At 45.5% G+C, this 17,576-nt stretch carries 11 protein-coding genes; 9 read left to right on the forward strand and 2 right to left on the reverse strand.

Annotated elements, in window-relative coordinates:
• The first annotated feature begins 63 nt into the window (after positions 1–63).
• Complete coding sequence (locus NR114_RS01695; protein WP_256813921.1) at positions 64–1,242, forward strand: O-antigen ligase family protein; 1,179 nt, start codon at positions 64–66, stop codon at positions 1,240–1,242.
• 13 nt (positions 1,243–1,255) lie between these two features.
• Here the strand turns inward: NR114_RS01695 and NR114_RS01700 are convergent, their stop codons facing one another.
• On the reverse strand, positions 1,256–2,320 hold the full coding sequence (locus tag NR114_RS01700) for a glycosyltransferase family 1 protein (RefSeq protein WP_256813923.1): 1,065 nt from the start codon (positions 2,318–2,320) through the stop codon (positions 1,256–1,258).
• Positions 2,321–2,816: 496 nt separating this feature from the next.
• Between NR114_RS01700 and NR114_RS01705 the strand changes: the two genes are divergently transcribed.
• From NR114_RS01705 to wecA, 8 genes are all read left to right on the forward strand, one after another.
• A complete protein-coding gene (locus tag NR114_RS01705; RefSeq protein ID WP_256813924.1) occupies positions 2,817–5,459 on the forward strand; it encodes a DUF4214 domain-containing protein in 2,643 nt (880 codons plus the stop codon).
• A 386-nt stretch (positions 5,460–5,845) separates the two neighbouring features.
• Positions 5,846–7,612, forward strand: coding sequence for a type I secretion system permease/ATPase (locus NR114_RS01710; RefSeq protein ID WP_020826025.1), 1,767 nt, complete (start codon positions 5,846–5,848; stop codon positions 7,610–7,612).
• Positions 7,613–7,666: 54 nt separating this feature from the next.
• On the forward strand, positions 7,667–8,998 hold the full coding sequence (locus tag NR114_RS01715) for an HlyD family type I secretion periplasmic adaptor subunit (RefSeq protein WP_020826026.1): 1,332 nt from the start codon (positions 7,667–7,669) through the stop codon (positions 8,996–8,998).
• Positions 8,999–9,000: 2 nt separating this feature from the next.
• A complete protein-coding gene (locus NR114_RS01720) occupies positions 9,001–10,380 on the forward strand; it encodes a TolC family outer membrane protein (protein ID WP_044549370.1) in 1,380 nt (459 codons plus the stop codon).
• Between the two features lie 304 nt (positions 10,381–10,684).
• On the forward strand, positions 10,685–12,109 hold the full coding sequence (locus tag NR114_RS01725) for a mannose-1-phosphate guanylyltransferase/mannose-6-phosphate isomerase (protein WP_197820430.1): 1,425 nt from the start codon (positions 10,685–10,687) through the stop codon (positions 12,107–12,109).
• Between the two features lie 15 nt (positions 12,110–12,124).
• On the forward strand, positions 12,125–13,492 hold the full coding sequence (cpsG, locus tag NR114_RS01730; protein ID WP_116690849.1) for a phosphomannomutase CpsG: 1,368 nt from the start codon (positions 12,125–12,127) through the stop codon (positions 13,490–13,492).
• Between the two features lie 216 nt (positions 13,493–13,708).
• A complete protein-coding gene (gene galE, locus NR114_RS01735) occupies positions 13,709–14,722 on the forward strand; it encodes a UDP-glucose 4-epimerase GalE (RefSeq protein WP_048761738.1) in 1,014 nt (337 codons plus the stop codon).
• A gap of 514 nt (positions 14,723–15,236) precedes the next feature.
• Complete coding sequence (wecA, locus tag NR114_RS01740; RefSeq protein ID WP_048761739.1) at positions 15,237–16,274, forward strand: UDP-N-acetylglucosamine--undecaprenyl-phosphate N-acetylglucosaminephosphotransferase; 1,038 nt, start codon at positions 15,237–15,239, stop codon at positions 16,272–16,274.
• A 153-nt stretch (positions 16,275–16,427) separates the two neighbouring features.
• Here wecA and NR114_RS01745 read toward each other — a convergent pair whose 3' ends face one another.
• Positions 16,428–17,576 carry a glycosyltransferase family 4 protein gene (locus NR114_RS01745; RefSeq protein WP_048761744.1) on the reverse strand — a complete coding sequence of 383 codons (1,149 nt, stop codon included), beginning with the start codon at positions 17,574–17,576 and terminating at the stop codon, positions 16,428–16,430.

Consider the following 17,576-nt stretch of genomic DNA (forward strand, 5'->3'; position numbering starts at 1 on the left):
AATAAATAATAATACATACTTTATTATTTACTCTAAAATGTAAAGTGCTCTGGCCAAATTTAAATGAAAACAAATAGATGCTGGTTAGTTTCTTTCATTGCGACACTGTTGATTGGCGTAGATGTTATACAGATTTTTGGGGTGAGAATATCACTTGTGCCATTGTTTTTTTATGGTGTTTATATAGTTTACAAAAATAAATCTGTTGATGTTTGGTTCCTATACGTTTTCTTTTTTTCTGTGGCTTGTATCCCTTCAGTTTTTTTCTCTCATAACCCAGGAAAATCGATAGGTTATTTGTTTTGGATACTTTTTAATTATTTCTCAATCTCAGTAGTTTATAAACACCTTGTCGTAACAAATAGAAGTGAGGCTATTTTTGGAATAAGAGATTCATATCGGTTTCAGATCGTTATCGGAGGGGTTTTATATTTTTCTGGTATGCAATTCCGAGCTCAGGTCCTTTATTATGAACCATCGTATTTTGCCATCGCCTTAATTCCATTTATCGTTATGGTATTTTGTGATTTATTAAAAAATGGAATAAAACAAGAAAGTTCCACTAAAAATACATCTTACATTGATTTAATATTGTTACTTGTTGCTCTATATACCACAAAAAGTGCAAATATGATATTGGTAGGAATGTTAACTGCAATTATTGTTTCATTATATGGAGAGGGTAAAATAAAAAAAATAATTATAATGTTTTTAGTATTTATCGCGTCCTGGCTTCTTTTATCATGGTATTCGAATAATTATAATGATTTGTTGTCGACTACTTTCCAGAAAATTGCAAATGCGGATAGTTTTTTTGATGCTATCCTAGAAAGAACGGGAAATAGATGGCCCCGAGCACAATTGACTTTTGATACTGCGATGCATACGTTCTGGGGAGTTGGGATTGGCGCCTTCAAAGAGTTTACCTCTGATAATTATTTCCCAAAGTTTGTAGAAATTCCGGCATATTACTCACCTTTAGCTAATGAGGCGGTTAATATATATTTTGAAATAGCGGCCAGTTGTGGTTGGATTGCGTTAGCTATTTGGTTGTTTTTTCACTTTAATATGTTGAAGAAAATAAGCAGTGATGAACGTAATGCTCGTATTTTAGTATGTTCACTTATAGTTGCAATGCTTGCATTATTCATAGAATCAAACTTTTTGCGGCCCTATTACTGGATGCTCATTGGTATGGTTATGGGGCAGGTATCATTGTCAAAAAATATTCGTAGTGATTAGATTATATTTTTAGCTAATTTTTAGTTAGAGTTCTTGCCAATAAGTTCAGTTTTTTTGCTGACTCTTCCCATGAGAAGCGATTTACATTTTCGCTTCCTTCCTTTATTAATCTGTTCCTCAATTCCTCATTTTCTATTATATTTATCATTACTTGTGTCATTTCTGATTTGTCAAATGGGTTAAAATATAGAGCGCTATTTCCCAATATCTCCGGTATTGACGCTTGGTTTGATGCCAAAACAGGACAGCCACATGCCTGTGCTTCTAAAGGAGGGATTCCAAAACCTTCATAAAAAGAAGGAAAAATAAACGCATAAGCATTTTGATACAGTTTTATTAGCTCTTTATCACTGACTCGACCCAAATATTCTATACCTTCCATGTTATTTCCCATTTCACTTCCTTCATTTGAGAATGGATTTAAAGAATAACCAATTATTTTTAATGTCACTTTCTTATTAATAGTGTTATTTCTTTTAAAATCACAAAAAGCATCTATCATGCCATGATGATTTTTATGATAATTTTTCGAAGCAACTGCTAGGAAATATATATCAGAATCGGTTTTTTCTTTTGGTGAAAAATGATTCCCGGTTGCATTATATATGACGGATGTTTTCTCAGTAGAAAAATGATAGGTATCTGTTATTTCTTTTTTTGAAAATTCACTGACAGTCAATAGGTGTTTTGATGTTTTAATCATCATAGGTATGAATGATTTATAAAACAAAATAAACGATTTTGAATAACTTTGAGGGTATCTTAAATAATTTATATCATGGTGCGTGATTATTTTATTCTGATAAAAAATAGGTCCGGTGCTTCCTAGATTTATCAGTAATGGGGAGCCGATCTTTTTTAAGAAAATGGGGAGTTCAATTTGCTCCCAAAAATGCCCTTGACATATACCTATTGTTTTAACTTTTAGTTTTTTTGCAATCGCTTCCCTTAATATTCCTTTAGGACAAACAAAGATAATATCATCATATTTCTTGCTTAGTTCCAAAGAAATCATCTCTGCAAATCTTTGTACTCCAGTTATCTCCTGCGTTAAAAATCTGGCATTCACGTATATCATGTTGTTGTCTATTATCTTTTTAATATATCATTTCTAAGATACTAATCCTCCTCGATCCAAGTATCTTAGTCAAGTGATATAGCGTGCACAATTGGCGCTGTGAGCATGCATTTTCAATGCCGCATGATAACTAATGAAACTATTTCAATTGTAACTAGTATTTTTCATCCACTACTCATTAAAAAAATGCATAAAATCATGTTTTATAAGGAAATATTGATTTTTAGTGTAATCAACTATTGTTGTTTCAAATGGCGATATTACACTTGTCTTTCTTGGTTTTAAATTTTGCCAAAGTAACTATTTTTAGATTTTTATTCTTTTTTATCTTTTTGTTTATTATTGTGCTCGGCAGCGTTGACAGGTTCAGTCTTTTGGACTTTTCTTACCATGACATGGATCGCATGTTTTTTTATGCTGCGATTAATGTCACGTCTAGTTCATATTTATTTAGGTTTGCGATTGAATTTCAATTTGAAATTTTGAGGATATGATTATGGCTTCTCAAGTACTGCTTTACCAGAAAGAAGTGGCAGCTATACTTTATGCAGTGTTAGGTAATGATACTTTTACGGGGCCTACTGCATTTGATGCCGTTGCCGGGCAAATCCGCACAGGGCAATTAACGCAGCAAGATTATATCGGAGGGCTAATTTCATCAACTGCGGGTCAAGCCCTGTACGGCGCGCAATCAGACTTACAAATTCTGAGAACTATCTATACAAAAGTTTTTGGTTCTGCTCCGTCAGATACCACTCTTCAAGGTTATTTAACCGGAACAACCTTAAGTGGCGCAGTCTACAATGTTATTGATTTATTATTAAACAATAAGACATTTGATAGTGCAACGCTTGCTGCTCAGTCATCGTTCGAAAATCACCTAGATTCAATGCTCTTTAATAATTATGGGACAACAGCATGGAATCAGTGGAGTGTAGCGTTGCCTTCTCAAGAGCAAGTTGCATCAGTTTATCTTGCGGTTGCCAATCGATCTGCTGATTCGAATGGTTTGAATTATTGGACTAGCTATTTACTTCAGCCAGGGAAAACATTTCAATCTCTGGTGCAGTCACTCATTAGTTCCCCTGAATTTCAGCAGAAAGGCGCTAATTTAACGGGTGATGCATTCATTACTTATGTGTATCAAGGAGTTTATGGTTCTGCACCCAGCGCTGCTGATCTAGCGTTGTATCGTGCGTTGCCGAATAAAATGGCAATTACTTCTGCCATTATTAATGATTTACGTACATCGACGGCTAGCGATGTGGCTAGTGTGACCGAGCAACATGCATTTGAGTATGCAATTGGTACTAGCCTGCTATATAAAACAACCGCAGTACTAACGACGACAGCTGCTGGGGGTAACGCAACTGGAACGATAAATAACGGGCTCTCACATCAGATCAGCAATGCAGAAACCGCGGTGCTACAGAATGTTCAGCTGAACGCTAACTCTGCCAGCGTCGTTAACCTGAAGTTCGCCGACCACCTGGCGAACCTGACTATTAACGGCACTAGTGCAGCAACGGTTAATCTGTCAGACAATGGCGTTAACCCGGGCGTAGGCATTACCGTCAACAACGGCAATATCATTTTGAACGCTAGCTCGGGTGCGGATGCAGTGGTTGTTACTTCAACCGCCAATATTGCCACTGGTACCGGTCAGTTTAACCTTGGTGCGGGTAACGATAGCCTGAAGTGGGCGGGTAATGGGGTATCAAACGGCGCTAACACGGTAGCGACCACCATTAAAGCCGATGGTGGGTCAGGTATTGACTCTATCTCCGCCAACTTTATCACCAAGTCTGTTGTGACTAACCAAAACGCCCTGGGCATTCGTAGCAGCGTTGTCACCAGTAATGCTAATAACTTCTCGAATTTCGAGAAGATTGATCTGACAGGATTTATCGGCAAATCTGTTGGTACCCTGATTACCACGCCATTGATCGGTTCACCAACCACTACCAGCGTAACCACACCGACGCACGTCTTTGATTTTGGTTTAACCAACGGGACGGCGACAGTTGAAGGGACTACTGGGGGCACGGTAACTCAAGGCGCAGCAGCAACTAACCTGGGCTCTCAAGGTTTTGTGATCTCTGGCTTAACCAATGCCAGTGTCATTAACGTTGCGGGCGGTAACGCTGCACAACTGGAAGTGAAGGGCGATGCAACATCTGCAAGCACCCTGGGCTTCACTTTTGTTCAGAATGCGACCGACCACTTCAATATCAATTTCGATGCAGTAAGTTCTTCAAACGTCAATGCTGGCGCTATCAGTCTGACCAGTAGCAGCAGTGCGTTGTTGGGGACGGCATTAGGTACGGTGAATATTGCGTCTGGCGGTACGGGCTCGTTTAGCAATATCATCTCATTGGCTGGTACCAACGCGCAGGTTCAGAACATAAACGTTACTGGCGATCATGCTCTGAATTTAACGCTGGGCAGCGGATTCAGTAATGTGCGTGATGTTAACGCATCCACCAATACCGCCGGTCTGAATCTTGATTCAAACCATGCCGGTACCGGTGACGGTATTATCGTTCAACTGCTGAACATCCTGCCATTGAGTGCGGTAACTACAGCGTTGCTGACCCCACTGTTGAACACGCTGGGCCTGAACGGTTATCAACTGACTGTAGAAGGGACCGGTGCGGCTGACAGCTTCAACGTTCTGGGTAACACCACCCTGGCCGGTGGCAATGGTGTGAATACCTATCAACTGAAGTCCAGTACCACTCAGGCCGGTGTTACCATTACCGACTTTGACAGTACCAAAGACAAGATCGTTGATGCGGCTTCTGCTTTGACCATCTCCGGTAATACCAGCGGCACCGCAGTGGCGGATTACGGCACCCGTGCTTCTGATACTCTGGATGCGCTGCTGGGTACTCTGGTTGGCGGCCTGACCAACGGCGTTATTGGCCTGTTGGGCGGTATCCTCGGCCTTGGTAGCAGCAATGCACTGACGGCTAAAGTGGGTGTGGCGTCAGTGGTGTTTGGCGGTACCGGCGATAATGCCAGCTCTTATGTGATTATTGATAACAACAATAACCACACGCTGGATGCTAACGACAGCGTCGTTTACCTGACAGGTCAGAACCATCAGCAACTGCTGGATACTTTGCATTACGCATAAGGTAAGCTCTGCAGGTTAATAGTTTCCATTGAAACTGTTATTAGTTAAATAATACGGGGAGGTCAAACTTCCCGTATTGTTTTATTTTGTGATCGGCATCATTATCTCTAACTTATTCCATTCCTCATAATTCCCTCATATTTCATCATGTCTTTCATCTTGTTGTTTTCCCTGTGTTTCTAACAAATGTCTTTGCGGTTTTTTTTTACGTATTGCCTTGCTGATATGGCCGTTCACTATCTATAGTTAAAAAAAGTATCTGCAGTCTCGAGCATGTTTGGGGAGGCTTCTTTAGGATTTTCTTTATTTTTGTTTTTTTTTAGGAATTTCCTTAGAAGAAATCAATGCGGATTGGGCTGACAGTGCACATGATGTAAGGGCAGAATGTGAATCAATTTATACCGCGCAATGAAATTGCGGATGTTATACGGACACGCAGTAAAGTTTTTTGGACCGTTGGCATATTCACCGCATTTATTAACTTGTTAATGCTTGTTCCTTCAATCTATATGCTCCAGGTTTATGACCGGGTGCTTCCTTCGCGCAATGAAATCACCTTACTGATGCTGACGCTGATTATGCTGGGAATGTTCGGCATGATGGCGCTGCTGGAGTATGTGCGCAGCATGGTGGTGATCCGTATCGGCAGCCAATTGGACATGCGGTTGAATACGCGTGTCTACACGGCAGCCTACGAATCTAACCTTAAGAATGGTTCTTCCGATGCAGGGCAGATGCTGGGTGATTTGACTACCGTACGGCAGTTCCTGACCGGCAGCGCACTGTTTGCTTTCTTCGATGCGCCCTGGTTCCCGATTTACCTGTTGGTGATTTTTCTGTTCAACCCGTGGTTGGGTTTGTTTGCTCTGGTTGGTTCGTTGCTGCTGGTTGCGTTGGCGGTGGTCAACGAAATGGTGTCCAAGCAACCCTTGGGCGAAGCGAGCAAGTTATCGATCATGTCCAGCAGCCTGGCGAGTACCAATTTGCGCAATGCTGAAGTGATCGAAGCATTGGGCATGCTGCCTAATCTAAAACGACGCTGGTTTGGATTGCATCAGAGATTTCTCAATAGCCAGCGTGTTGCCAGCGAGCGCGCGACTACCGTCAGTTCCATCACCAAATTTGTTCGTCTCTCTCTGCAGTCATTGGTCCTGGGGCTAGGGGGATGGTTGGCGATTGATGGGCATATCACTCCCGGCATGATGATCGCGGGCTCTATTTTGATGGGGCGTACTCTGGCGCCCATCGAGCAGGTGATTAACGTCTGGAAAAGCTGGAGCTCAGCCAAACTGTCCTATCAGCGTTTGGTCAAACTGCTTGATAAGCATCCTCCGCGCGGGATGGGGATGTCGCTTCCCCGTCCTGAAGGGATCATCTCGGTCGAAGGCGTCACCGCCACCCCTCCGGGATCAAAAGCCGATGCAGTGTTGCACAATGTCAGCTTTGCTATTCAACCGGGCGACGTGCTGGGGATTATCGGGCCAAGCGCTTCCGGCAAGTCTACGCTGGCGCGTTTACTGGTCGGTATATGGCCGGTCAGTGAGGGCATTGTGCGTCTTGATAATGCTGATATCTACCAGTGGAATAAAGATGAGCTGGGGCCCTACATTGGCTACTTGCCGCAGGATATCGAACTCTTTGCCGGTACCATCGCCGAAAACATCGCTCGTTTTAACGATATCGACTCCGAGAAAGTTATTGAAGCCGCCAAGCTGGCTGGGGTGCATGAACTGATCCTGCGCTTCCCTAATGGTTACGACTCGATCATCGGTAACGGCGGGGCGGGTTTATCCGGCGGACAGAAGCAGCGAATTGGCCTGGCGCGTGCACTGTATGGCGATCCATCTCTGATCGTGTTGGACGAGCCTAACTCCAATTTGGATGACGCCGGTGAGAAAGCGCTGAATCAGGCCATTTTGTTCCTCAAGCAGCGTAATAAAACGGTGATTCTGATTACCCATCGCACCAACCTGCTGTCGATGACCACCAAGCTGCTGCTGTTGGTCAACGGTAGCGTCAATGCGTTTGGCCCAACGCAGCAGGTTCTGCAAGCCCTGGCCAATGCGCAAAAAGCGCAGACTCCACAGCAAGCCGTGCGTGCGGTCAATTCCGAGCCGGACGAAGGCAATATCCCAAAAACTCAAATTAATTAAGCCGTGAACTTGCCGGGCGGGGCAAAAGCGCCGCCTGCAGTCGAAGGAGTTGGTATGTCTACGCACATTGGCGAGCCGCAAGACTCGTATTCAGAAGAGATCCCACAGGACGAGCGGCGTTTTACCCGCATGGGATGGTTGGTGGTGGGGCTTGGCCTGTTTGGTTTTTTCGCCTGGGCTGCATTTGCACCTTTGGATAAAGGGGTTGCTTCGCCAGGCTCGGTGATTGTTTCCGGCAACCGCAAGACCGTGCAGGCGCCAGCCAGCGGCATCATTAAAAGCATCACCGTAAAAGAAGGCGACAGGGTTAAAGCCGGTGAAGTATTGGTGCAACTGAGTCAGGTACAGGCGCAGGCGCAGGTTGATTCTCTGCGCGATCAATACTACACCACCCTGGCCACCGAAGGCCGCCTGCTTGCTGAACGTGATGGATTAAGCAAAGTGACTTTCTCGCCGGTCTTCGAACAACTTCAGGCTCAGCCGCGGGTTGCCGAGATCATCGCGCTGCAAACCCAGCTCTTCTCCTCGCGCCGTCAGGGGCTGCAAAGCGAAGTCGACGGTTATAAACAGTCGATGGACGGTATGCGTTTCCAGTTAAAAGGCCTGCAGGATTCCAGGGTCAATAAACAGATCCAGCTTTCCAGCCTGCGTGAGCAGATGAACAGCATGAAACAACTGGCTGCCGACGGCTATTTACCGCGTAACCGTTATCTTGAAGTGCAGCGTCAGTTTGCGGAAGTTAACAGCAGCATCGATGAAACCGTCGGGCGGATCGGCCAAGTACAAAAACAGCTGCAGGAGTCTCAGCAGCGGATCGATCAGCGTTTTGCCGACTATCAGCGCGAAGTCAGAACCCAACTGGCGCAAACGCAGATGGACGCCAGTGAATTCCGAAACAAGCTGGAAATGGCGAATTTTGATCTCGGCAACACCGCTATCACCTCGCCGGTGGATGGCACCGTAGTCGGATTAAATATCTTTACTCAGGGGGGCGTCGTGGGAGCGGGTGACCACCTGATGGACGTTGTACCCAGTCAGGCTACGCTGGTGGTGGATTCCCGCCTGAAGGTAGAGTTGATTGACAAGGTGTACAACGGGTTGCCGGTGGATTTGATGTTTACCGCTTTCAACCAGAACAAAACCCCGAAAATCCCGGGGACGGTGACATTGGTTTCTGCCGACCGCTTGGTTGACAAGGCCAATGGCGAACCCTACTACCAAATGCAGGTCACGGTATCTCCTGAAGGCATGAAAATGCTGGGCGGGGAGGATGTTAAGCCGGGTATGCCTGTTGAGGTGTTCGTGAAGACAGGGTCACGCTCACTGCTGAGCTATTTGTTTAAACCTATTTTGGATCGCGCTCATACTTCATTAACCGAGGAATAATTTTGATTCAATTTAAACGACAGGTTGCTGGCCTTGCTATCAGTACCCTCTTGTTTGCGATATCTGCGCCGGTTCATTCGATAGGGATTCTAGACGCATATTCGCTGGCACTTGAAAAAGATCCGACCTTTCGGGCGGCTATAAAAGAAAAAGAAGCGGGGGATGAAAACGAAAACATCGGCAGGGCGGGGCTGCTGCCGAAGGTGTCGGCCAATTACCAGAATTCACCGCGTAACTGGCAGACGCAAAAGTATCCGGCGAGTGACATTTTTGGCAATAGCCTTGGTGAGGCGACCAAACGACAACAGTATCGCAGCCATTCCAGTTCGATAACGCTGACGCAACCGTTGTTCGATTACGAAGCCTATGCGCGTTACAAGGCCGGTGTGGCGCAAACGCTGATGTCAGATGAGCGTTACCGCAGTAAATATTTGGATCTGGCTGTGCGGGTGATCTCCGCCTATGTTGAAGTGGCTTACTCCAAAGACCAGATCGCGCTGGCCTCAGCGCAAAAGGCGGCTTATAAAGAGCAATTGGCGCTAAACGATCGCTTAATGAGCGCGGGTGAAGGCACTATTACCGACGTTTCAGAGACCCAGGCGCGCTACAGTCTGGCAGAGGCGCAGGAAATTGAGGCACGTGATGCCCTGGATGCGGCACAACGCGAGCTGGAGGTGATTATTGGCGTACCGCTCGATCAACTGGATGAGCTACAGGTACTGCGCCCCGGTAAATTCCAGGTGGCGCCGTTAATCCCTTCCAAATTTGAAGAGTGGCAAAAAATTGCCCTGGAGAATAACCCGATGTTGGCTGCCTCACGCCATGGCGTTGATGCCGCCAAGTATGAGGTAGAGAGAAATCGCGCGGGCTTTATGCCGCAGGTTCAGCTCTATGCTTCGCATTCGGAAAATGACTCCAGCAGTGATAACACGGTTAACCAAAAATACCGCACCGACAGTATCGGCGTGCAGGTGAGTGTGCCGATCTATGCTGGCGGTGGGGTGTCCGCATCGACTCGCCAGGCGGCATCACGCTATGGGCAGGCAATGTATGAAATGGATGCACAAGTCGGTACCACGCTGAACGATCTGCGTAAGCAGTTCAATCTTTGCATCAGTAGTCGCGCAAAATTAGCGGCGTATGAACTGGCGGTAAAATCGGCGACAACGCAGGTAACGGCCACCCGCCAGAGCGTGTTGGCAGGGCAGCGCGTCAACGTCGATGTGCTGAATGCCGAGCAACAACTTTACAGCGCGCAGCGAGACTTGGCTTCGGCCAAGTATACCTACATAAAGTCCTGGATCACCCTGTTGAGCGACTCTGGAACGCTTGACGAAAAGGACGTGAAACGAGTGGCGCAGTATTTCTCTATGAATCGCTGACCGGGTAGGGATAAATGGTTCAAATACTCACCATGAGTATTTGTCTGAAAGAGCAGCCTCAAGCTGCTCTTTTTTGTCTCAATACGTTATGTTAGCAACCAGTGGTGCTTCTGCCTCGCCTGTAAAACTGTACTTTTCGCTATAAATCATTGTGTAGATCTATGGGCAGATATTGGCATAGGCAGGGGTTTTTTAACATACATGTAACTTCTGTATGTAATTGTATGACTTTTATAATACTGGGTTGGCTGGCGCTACGCCGCACTCTCGTTTATAAGACAGACGACTGAGTTAAGGGTTAATAATGTCAAAACTAATTCCTGTGGTTATGGCCGGCGGTACTGGCAGCCGGTTGTGGCCACTGTCGCGCGAATCATTCCCCAAACAGTTTCTCTCCATTGATGACAGTGGGTTCAGTTTGCTGCAGCAAACTTTGCAGCGTTTATCTGGACTGGAGGGCGTCGAAGTCGCCGCGCCTTTAGTCATCTGCAATGAAAATCATCGTTTTCTGGTCGCAGAACAGCTGCGTGAAATCGATCAACTTGCAACAAACATCATTTTAGAGCCTGTTGGACGCAATACTGCACCAGCTGTTGCATTGGCAGCACATCTGGCCGCAGAAGAAGACGAAGACAGTATGCTCTTGGTACTGGCCGCAGATCATTTGATTACAAAGGTGGAAAATTTTCACGCGGCAATAAAAACGGCAATTATGCATGCCACAGAAAACAACTTGGTGACTTTCGGTATTATTCCTGGGCATCCAGAAACGGGCTACGGCTATATCAAACGCGGCAGTGCACTTTCCAGCGAATGCTTCAAAGTCGACGCTTTTGTAGAAAAACCTTGTCTGGAAAAAGCCGTTGAATATCTTGCCAGTGGTGAGTTTAGTTGGAACAGCGGCATGTTCATGTTTAAAACTGCCAAATTCCTGCAAGAGCTGCAACAGTTCAGCCCTGAAATATTCAGTACAACACAACAATCTGTGGTCGACAGCCAGCGTGATATGAATTTTATCCGTGTTGATCAAGAAATATTTAAGCATTGCCCAAGTGACTCCATCGATTATGCGGTGATGGAAAAAACACGTGATGCAGTGGTGATCCCCATAGATGCTGGCTGGAGCGATGTAGGTTCATGGACATCTCTGTGGGACGTGTCAGAAAAGGATGCTCTCGGCAATGTTAACGTCGGTGAGATTATCTCCATTGATTCCAGTAATAACTACATCTCATCTGATGGTGCGCTAGTGGCTACTATCGGGCTGGATGACCTTATCGTGATCAATACCAATGATGCGTTGTTGATTTCGACTAAGGATCGCGTTCAGGACGTTAAGAAAGTGGTTGATGAGCTAAAAAAACGCAACCTTCATCACTTTCGCCAGCACTCCTCTGCTTATCGCCCATGGGGCAAGATCTGTGATATCGACAACGGCGAACATTTCCAGGTCAAAAAAATCATTGTTCGCCCTGGTGAGGGATTGTCAGTACAGCGTCATCTTCATCGCGCAGAGCACTGGGTCGTCGTTAGCGGTACGGCAAAGGTGAATGTTGAAGATAAAGAATTCTTCTTATCAGAGAACCAGTCTACATTCATCCCTGCTGGCAGTGTCCACACCCTGGAGAACCCTGGGAAAATCGATCTTGAAATCATTGAGGTTCGATCAGGATTTTACCTGGAAGAAGATGACATTGAGCGTTTACATGATCGGTACGGCCGAGTTTAATTAAAGGATTTGGTGATGGAAAAGTTAGCCTGTTTTAAAGCTTATGATGTGCGCGGCAAGTTGGGTGAGGAGCTGAATGATGATATCGCCTATCGCATTGGGCGCGCGTATGGCGAGTTCCTGAAGCCGAAGACCATTGTTCTCGGCAGCGATGTACGCCTGACCAGCGAAAGCTTGAAGCTGTCTTTGGCAAAGGGCCTACAGGATGCCGGCACCGACGTTATCGATATTGGTATGACCGGCACCGAAGAGGTCTATTTTGCCACTTCCCATCTTAAAGCAGATGGCGGTGTGGAAGTGACCGCAAGCCATAACCCGATCGACTACAACGGAATGAAGCTGGTGCGTGAGGGTTCGCGCCCTATCAGCGGCGATACCGGTTTGCGCGCAATCCAGGAACTGGCGGAGAAAAACCAATTCCCTGAGCCTGCAGCTACTCGTGGCAGCTATGTTCGTCAGGATGTGTTGGCAGATTATGTCAAACATGTGCTTTCCTATGTCGATGTTGCAAACTTTAAGCCGCTGAAGTTGGTTATCAACTCTGGTAACGGTGCTGCCGGGCATGTGATCGATGCCATTGAAGCCTCTCTCAAAGCTTTGAACGTTCCGTTGGAGTTTATCAAGGTTCATCATCAGCCGGACGGTACCTTCCCGAATGGTATCCCTAATCCGTTATTGCCAGAATGTCGTGCAGATACTGCCAATGCGGTGCGAGAACATGGCGCAGATATGGGGATTGCCTTCGACGGCGATTTTGACCGTTGCTTCCTGTTTGACGAAAAAGGCGACTTCATTGAAGGATATTATATTGTTGGTCTTCTGGCAGAAGCCTTCCTGCAAAAACAACCAGGCGCAAAAATCATTCATGATCCACGCTTGAGCTGGAACACCATCGATGTGGTGAGCGAAGCGGGCGGGATACCGGTGATGTCAAAAACCGGGCATGCTTTTATTAAGGAACGCATGCGTGCGGAAGACGCTATTTATGGTGGAGAAATGAGCGCGCACCATTATTTCCGCGATTTCGCCTATTGTGACAGCGGTATGATCCCGTGGTTGCTGGTGGCTGAATTGGTCTGTGTTAAAGGACAAACCCTGGGGCAACTGGTGCAGGACCGCATTGCGGCTTACCCTTCGTCCGGGGAGATCAATATCAAACTGGCACAGCCGGCTGCATCAATTGACAGCGTCAAGCAACATTATCTGGCGCAGGCTGGTGAAGTGGATTACACCGATGGCATCAGCATGGAGTTTGGCGATTGGCGTTTTAACCTGCGCTCGTCCAATACCGAGCCGGTAGTTCGTCTCAATGTTGAGTCACGTGCAGACGTGGTATTGATGCAAGAAAAAACCGACGAAATTTTGGCAATGTTATCACGTTAAGACACATCCGTGATGATGCGCTTTTATGAGGAGCGGCCTAGGCCGCTCTTTTTCTTGGGTTGTGAATGTCTATTATTTTAAGTGTATACTGCGCTGAATCTGAATGAACGAACATGGTTATATAAGGTATTTGAATTAAATAAAGTCGGATAGAAAATTTGCAGACCTGATGCAACAAATCTATTTAAATGGCATGGATAAAAATAAGGAGTTGTTATGGTTATTTTAGTCACTGGCGGTGCCGGTTATATCGGTTCTCACACAGTTCTGACCCTGCTGGAACGTGGTGAAAAGGTCATTGTGTTAGATAACCTGTCGAACTCATCAGAAGAGTCTTTGCGTCGTGTAGAAAAGTTAACGGGCAAAGCTGCCGTGTTTTACCAAGGGGATATCCAAGACGCTGAGTGTCTGCGACGCATTTTTGATGACCATGATATTACGGCCGTGATTCATTTCGCTGGTTTGAAAGCGGTAGGAGAGTCGACTCGTAAGCCGCTGGAGTATTATCAAAACAACGTGGCCGGGACGCTAGTGCTGCTAGAGGAAATGCGTCGCGCTGGGGTGACCCAATTCATCTTCAGCTCGTCGGCAACAGTGTACGGCGCAAATTCTCCGGTTCCTTATATAGAAACAACGCCAATAGGTGGAACCACCAGCCCTTACGGTACATCTAAACTGATGGTCGAGCAGATTCTTCAGGATTTCTCTAAGGCAGAACCTCAGTTCTCTATTATCGCCTTGCGTTATTTCAATCCTGTAGGTGCTCATGAGTCCGGTGAGATCGGTGAAGATCCGAACGGTATCCCGAATAACTTGTTGCCTTATATCTCCCAGGTGGCCATTGGCAAGTTGGAAAAACTGGGCATTTTTGGTGGGGATTACCCGACGAAAGATGGCACCGGCGAGCGTGATTACATCCACGTGATGGATCTGGCTGAGGGACATTTGATGGCTATGGATCATCTGAAGAAAGTTGATGGATTCAAAGCATACAATCTGGGGGCGGGAGTGGGCCACTCGGTATTGAGTATGGTGCAGGGTTTTGAGAGAGCTTCAGGTGTGAAGATACCTTATCAAATCTTGCCGCGACGTGATGGGGATCTCCCCGCTTTCTGGGCGGATGCTAATCTGGCGCGTAAGGAACTGGGGTGGGAGGTGCGTCGTGGTATTGATGAAATGATGCGCGATACCTGGAATTGGCAGAAGAAAAACCCGAAAGGTTACCGGTAGTAAAGCTCACCATATAATATTACCGTGCCAGAAGGTGCGGTAATTGCTTACTTACTCCATTTTCTATTCCCAAATCCCGATGCATCCGCTTATTCATTGCACTGACAATAATTTGACTGCATCTATTTGGTTTTCATCGATTCCAGTGGTCAGGCTTTGCGTTAGAATTTGTAAGCTATTATAAAACAAAATATTTTCGAGTAGCGAACTAGTCTATGTTTATCAAGTACACAGGTCTCGGTTGTCAGGACTGGAGATAGGGGAGAACTATGTACCTATCAATGTTTGTCTCATTGTATCTTTGTTTAGACAAACTTATGCTATTTTGTCAGTATAGTGGCGCGCAGATTGTGGATAATCAGAATAATCTTGACTAATTGCTGTAGCAGAAAACGTGATGTGTCAACTCTATGGGTGTGTAACGACATAGAAGTACGGCATTTTTAGCCTCTGCCTGCAGAAGAAGGCTCGTGTCTGGTAAAATAGCAGGAAAAGTACTAGGGGTATTTGATATATGCAAGAAATTGTGGCCGTTTTTTTCAGTGCGCTTGCCGTTCTTTTTATGGCGAGGAAGGTCGCAAGGAAAGTTGGACTAGTCGACAAACCCAATAGTCGAAAATTTCATCAAGGTCATATCCCTTTGGTTGGTGGGGTTTCTGTCTATCTTTCACTTTGGATTCTTTACTTGATGCAACCGACGTGGTTGCCAGATTTCACTCTTTATATGGTTTGTGCCACGTTGCTGTTAGCTATTGGCGTACTCGACGATCGCTATGATTTACCAGTGTGGCCTCGGGTTGCGCTACAAGCTGCAATCGCTGTATTGATGATCTGTAATGGATTGTACCTCAAAAGTTTTGGTGAGATCTTTTTTGGACACGAACTTGTTTTGGGGATTGGTGGCACCGTTATTACAGTATTTGCAATATGGGGAGCAATCAATGCCTTCAATATGGTTGATGGGGTTGATGGGTTGCTTGGAGCCTTGTCTTGCGTGACTTTTTGCGCATTAACGGTTGTGTTTTATATTCACGGTAATACCGACATGGCGTTGTGGTGTTTATGCCTTATGGTTTCATGTTTGCCCTATCTCTTACTTAACTTGGGTGTGATCTGGGGACGCAAGTTCAAGGTCTTTATGGGAGATGCTGGTAGTACTTTGATTGGATTTACAGTTATCTGGGTACTGATTTTGGGAAGCCAGGGCGAAAATAAAGTCATGCAACCGGTAACTGCCCTTTGGCTGATTGCTGTGCCATTAATGGATATGGTCAGAGTCATGATTAGCCGAATTCGATGTGGCAACAGTCCCTTCAAACCTGATCGTCAACATCTGCACCATATTCTGATGCGTTCCGGCAGTTCTGCTCGTAGGACTGTAATAATTATGGTCTTTATTGCCACTCTTTTGGCGGCTATTGGCATCGTAAGCGAAATGCTGCATATTGCAGAAGTTTTTTCGCTGTTGTTTTTTATGTGTGTTTTTGTTCTTTACTGCTTGGTTATCAATTTACTTGCTCAAGCACGCAGTAATCAAATTTATCTGAAGTAGGTTGAGCCAAATAATCTGGTGGCTTTGTTAGAGAGTTGAGCGTATTACCTCAACAAAGCGAAATCTTAATTTTTGAAGAAATTAAGTACTTTCCTGATTACATTTAGATAGAGCGTGGCTTTGGCCACGCTCTATCTTTTTACATTTAGAATACTAGTTCTGCATTTTATCCTGCGGGATCTCGAGCATCTCCAATAAGCGACCATTGACTTCATGAGCATCAAATTTCTGTTGTGCCAACTGGTAACTTGCGAGCCCCATCTCAACGATTTTTGCAGGATCTTCTATTAACTCAATCATACGTGCGGTCAATTCTTCTGGCGACCAGCGTTGGATTAAAAACCCATTGACCCCGTGAATAACCGTTTCGCGGCATCCTGGCACATCAGTGCTAAGCACCGCTCTACCCATAGCCATTGCTTCTTGAGTGCTGCGGGGGATTCCTTCCCTATAATATGATGGTAGAACGAAAACACTGGATTTCTTTATCCACTCTTGCACATTCGAAACGTGGCCAGGGTAAATAATGACATCGTCTTCTATCAGTTTTTTGAGACTGTTTTCAGTCAGGCTGCCAGGGTTTTGTTTATCGACGGCCCCTAACATATAAAACTGAACGTCAGGATAACGCTGTTTTACTGCCTTTGCCGCTGTAACATACTCGTGTACCCCTTTTTCCGCCAGAAGGCGAGCGATAAAAATAAATGATATCGGCTCTGTTGGAGTAGGAGTGAAGGGATAATCAGTTAGTTTAAGACCTATCCCACCTAACACATGAGCTCTTTTTACTTTTATCCCTGACTTAACTAATAGATCGTTGCGATCGTCTGGATTCAATAAAATTAAAGCGTCTAGCTTGGGAAAAATTAAACGGTATAGTGTTGTCTGGGTTTTCTTCAGCAGATTAACTTTCCAGCTAACCCCTTGAGGTTGTTCAGTGAACAGGTAACCCAAACCTTCGAGCATCGCGTAACGTTTCTTGACGCCGGCAAGGACCGCAGCTAGTGTGCCGAAGATACATGGTTTTGAAAAATAAGAAAACACAAGATCTGGCGCAATGCTTTTCAACTGTTTACTGAGTGTATAAGTATCATAGAGGTCCTTTATCGGGTTAAGACCTGTGCGACTGAAACGATAATTCACTGGCGTGGCGCCCAATGCGGCGACCTGCTTGCGGCTTTTATCATCATAATCAAGCGCAAATGCGTAAACGATATGCCCTTGCTGATGCAATGACTTAATCAGATCTGCTCTGAAACCTATAACGCAGTTTGCTGTTGTGCCTATCAATACTATTTTCAT

The organism is Serratia sp. Ser99 (assembly GCF_024519545.1).
In the GTDB taxonomy this organism is placed as follows: Bacteria; Pseudomonadota; Gammaproteobacteria; order Enterobacterales; family Enterobacteriaceae; genus Serratia; species Serratia liquefaciens.

What these genes read in the sequence shown, in the direction of transcription:
- wecA (WP_048761739.1), top strand. Translation starts at nt 15,237, where the DNA reads ATGCAAGAAATTGTGGCCGTTTTTTTCAGTGCGCTTGCCGTTCTTTTT.
- NR114_RS01705 (WP_256813924.1), top strand. Translation starts at nt 2,817, where the DNA reads ATGGCTTCTCAAGTACTGCTTTACCAGAAAGAAGTGGCAGCTATACTT.
- NR114_RS01725 (WP_197820430.1), top strand. Translation starts at nt 10,685, where the DNA reads ATGTCAAAACTAATTCCTGTGGTTATGGCCGGCGGTACTGGCAGCCGG.
- cpsG (WP_116690849.1), top strand. Translation starts at nt 12,125, where the DNA reads ATGGAAAAGTTAGCCTGTTTTAAAGCTTATGATGTGCGCGGCAAGTTG.
- NR114_RS01745 (WP_048761744.1), bottom strand. Translation starts at nt 17,576, where the DNA reads ATGAAAATAGTATTGATAGGCACAACAGCAAACTGCGTTATAGGTTTC.
- NR114_RS01700 (WP_256813923.1), bottom strand. Translation starts at nt 2,320, where the DNA reads ATGATATACGTGAATGCCAGATTTTTAACGCAGGAGATAACTGGAGTA.
- galE (WP_048761738.1), top strand. Translation starts at nt 13,709, where the DNA reads ATGGTTATTTTAGTCACTGGCGGTGCCGGTTATATCGGTTCTCACACA.
- NR114_RS01695 (WP_256813921.1), top strand. Translation starts at nt 64, where the DNA reads ATGAAAACAAATAGATGCTGGTTAGTTTCTTTCATTGCGACACTGTTG.
- NR114_RS01715 (WP_020826026.1), top strand. Translation starts at nt 7,667, where the DNA reads ATGTCTACGCACATTGGCGAGCCGCAAGACTCGTATTCAGAAGAGATC.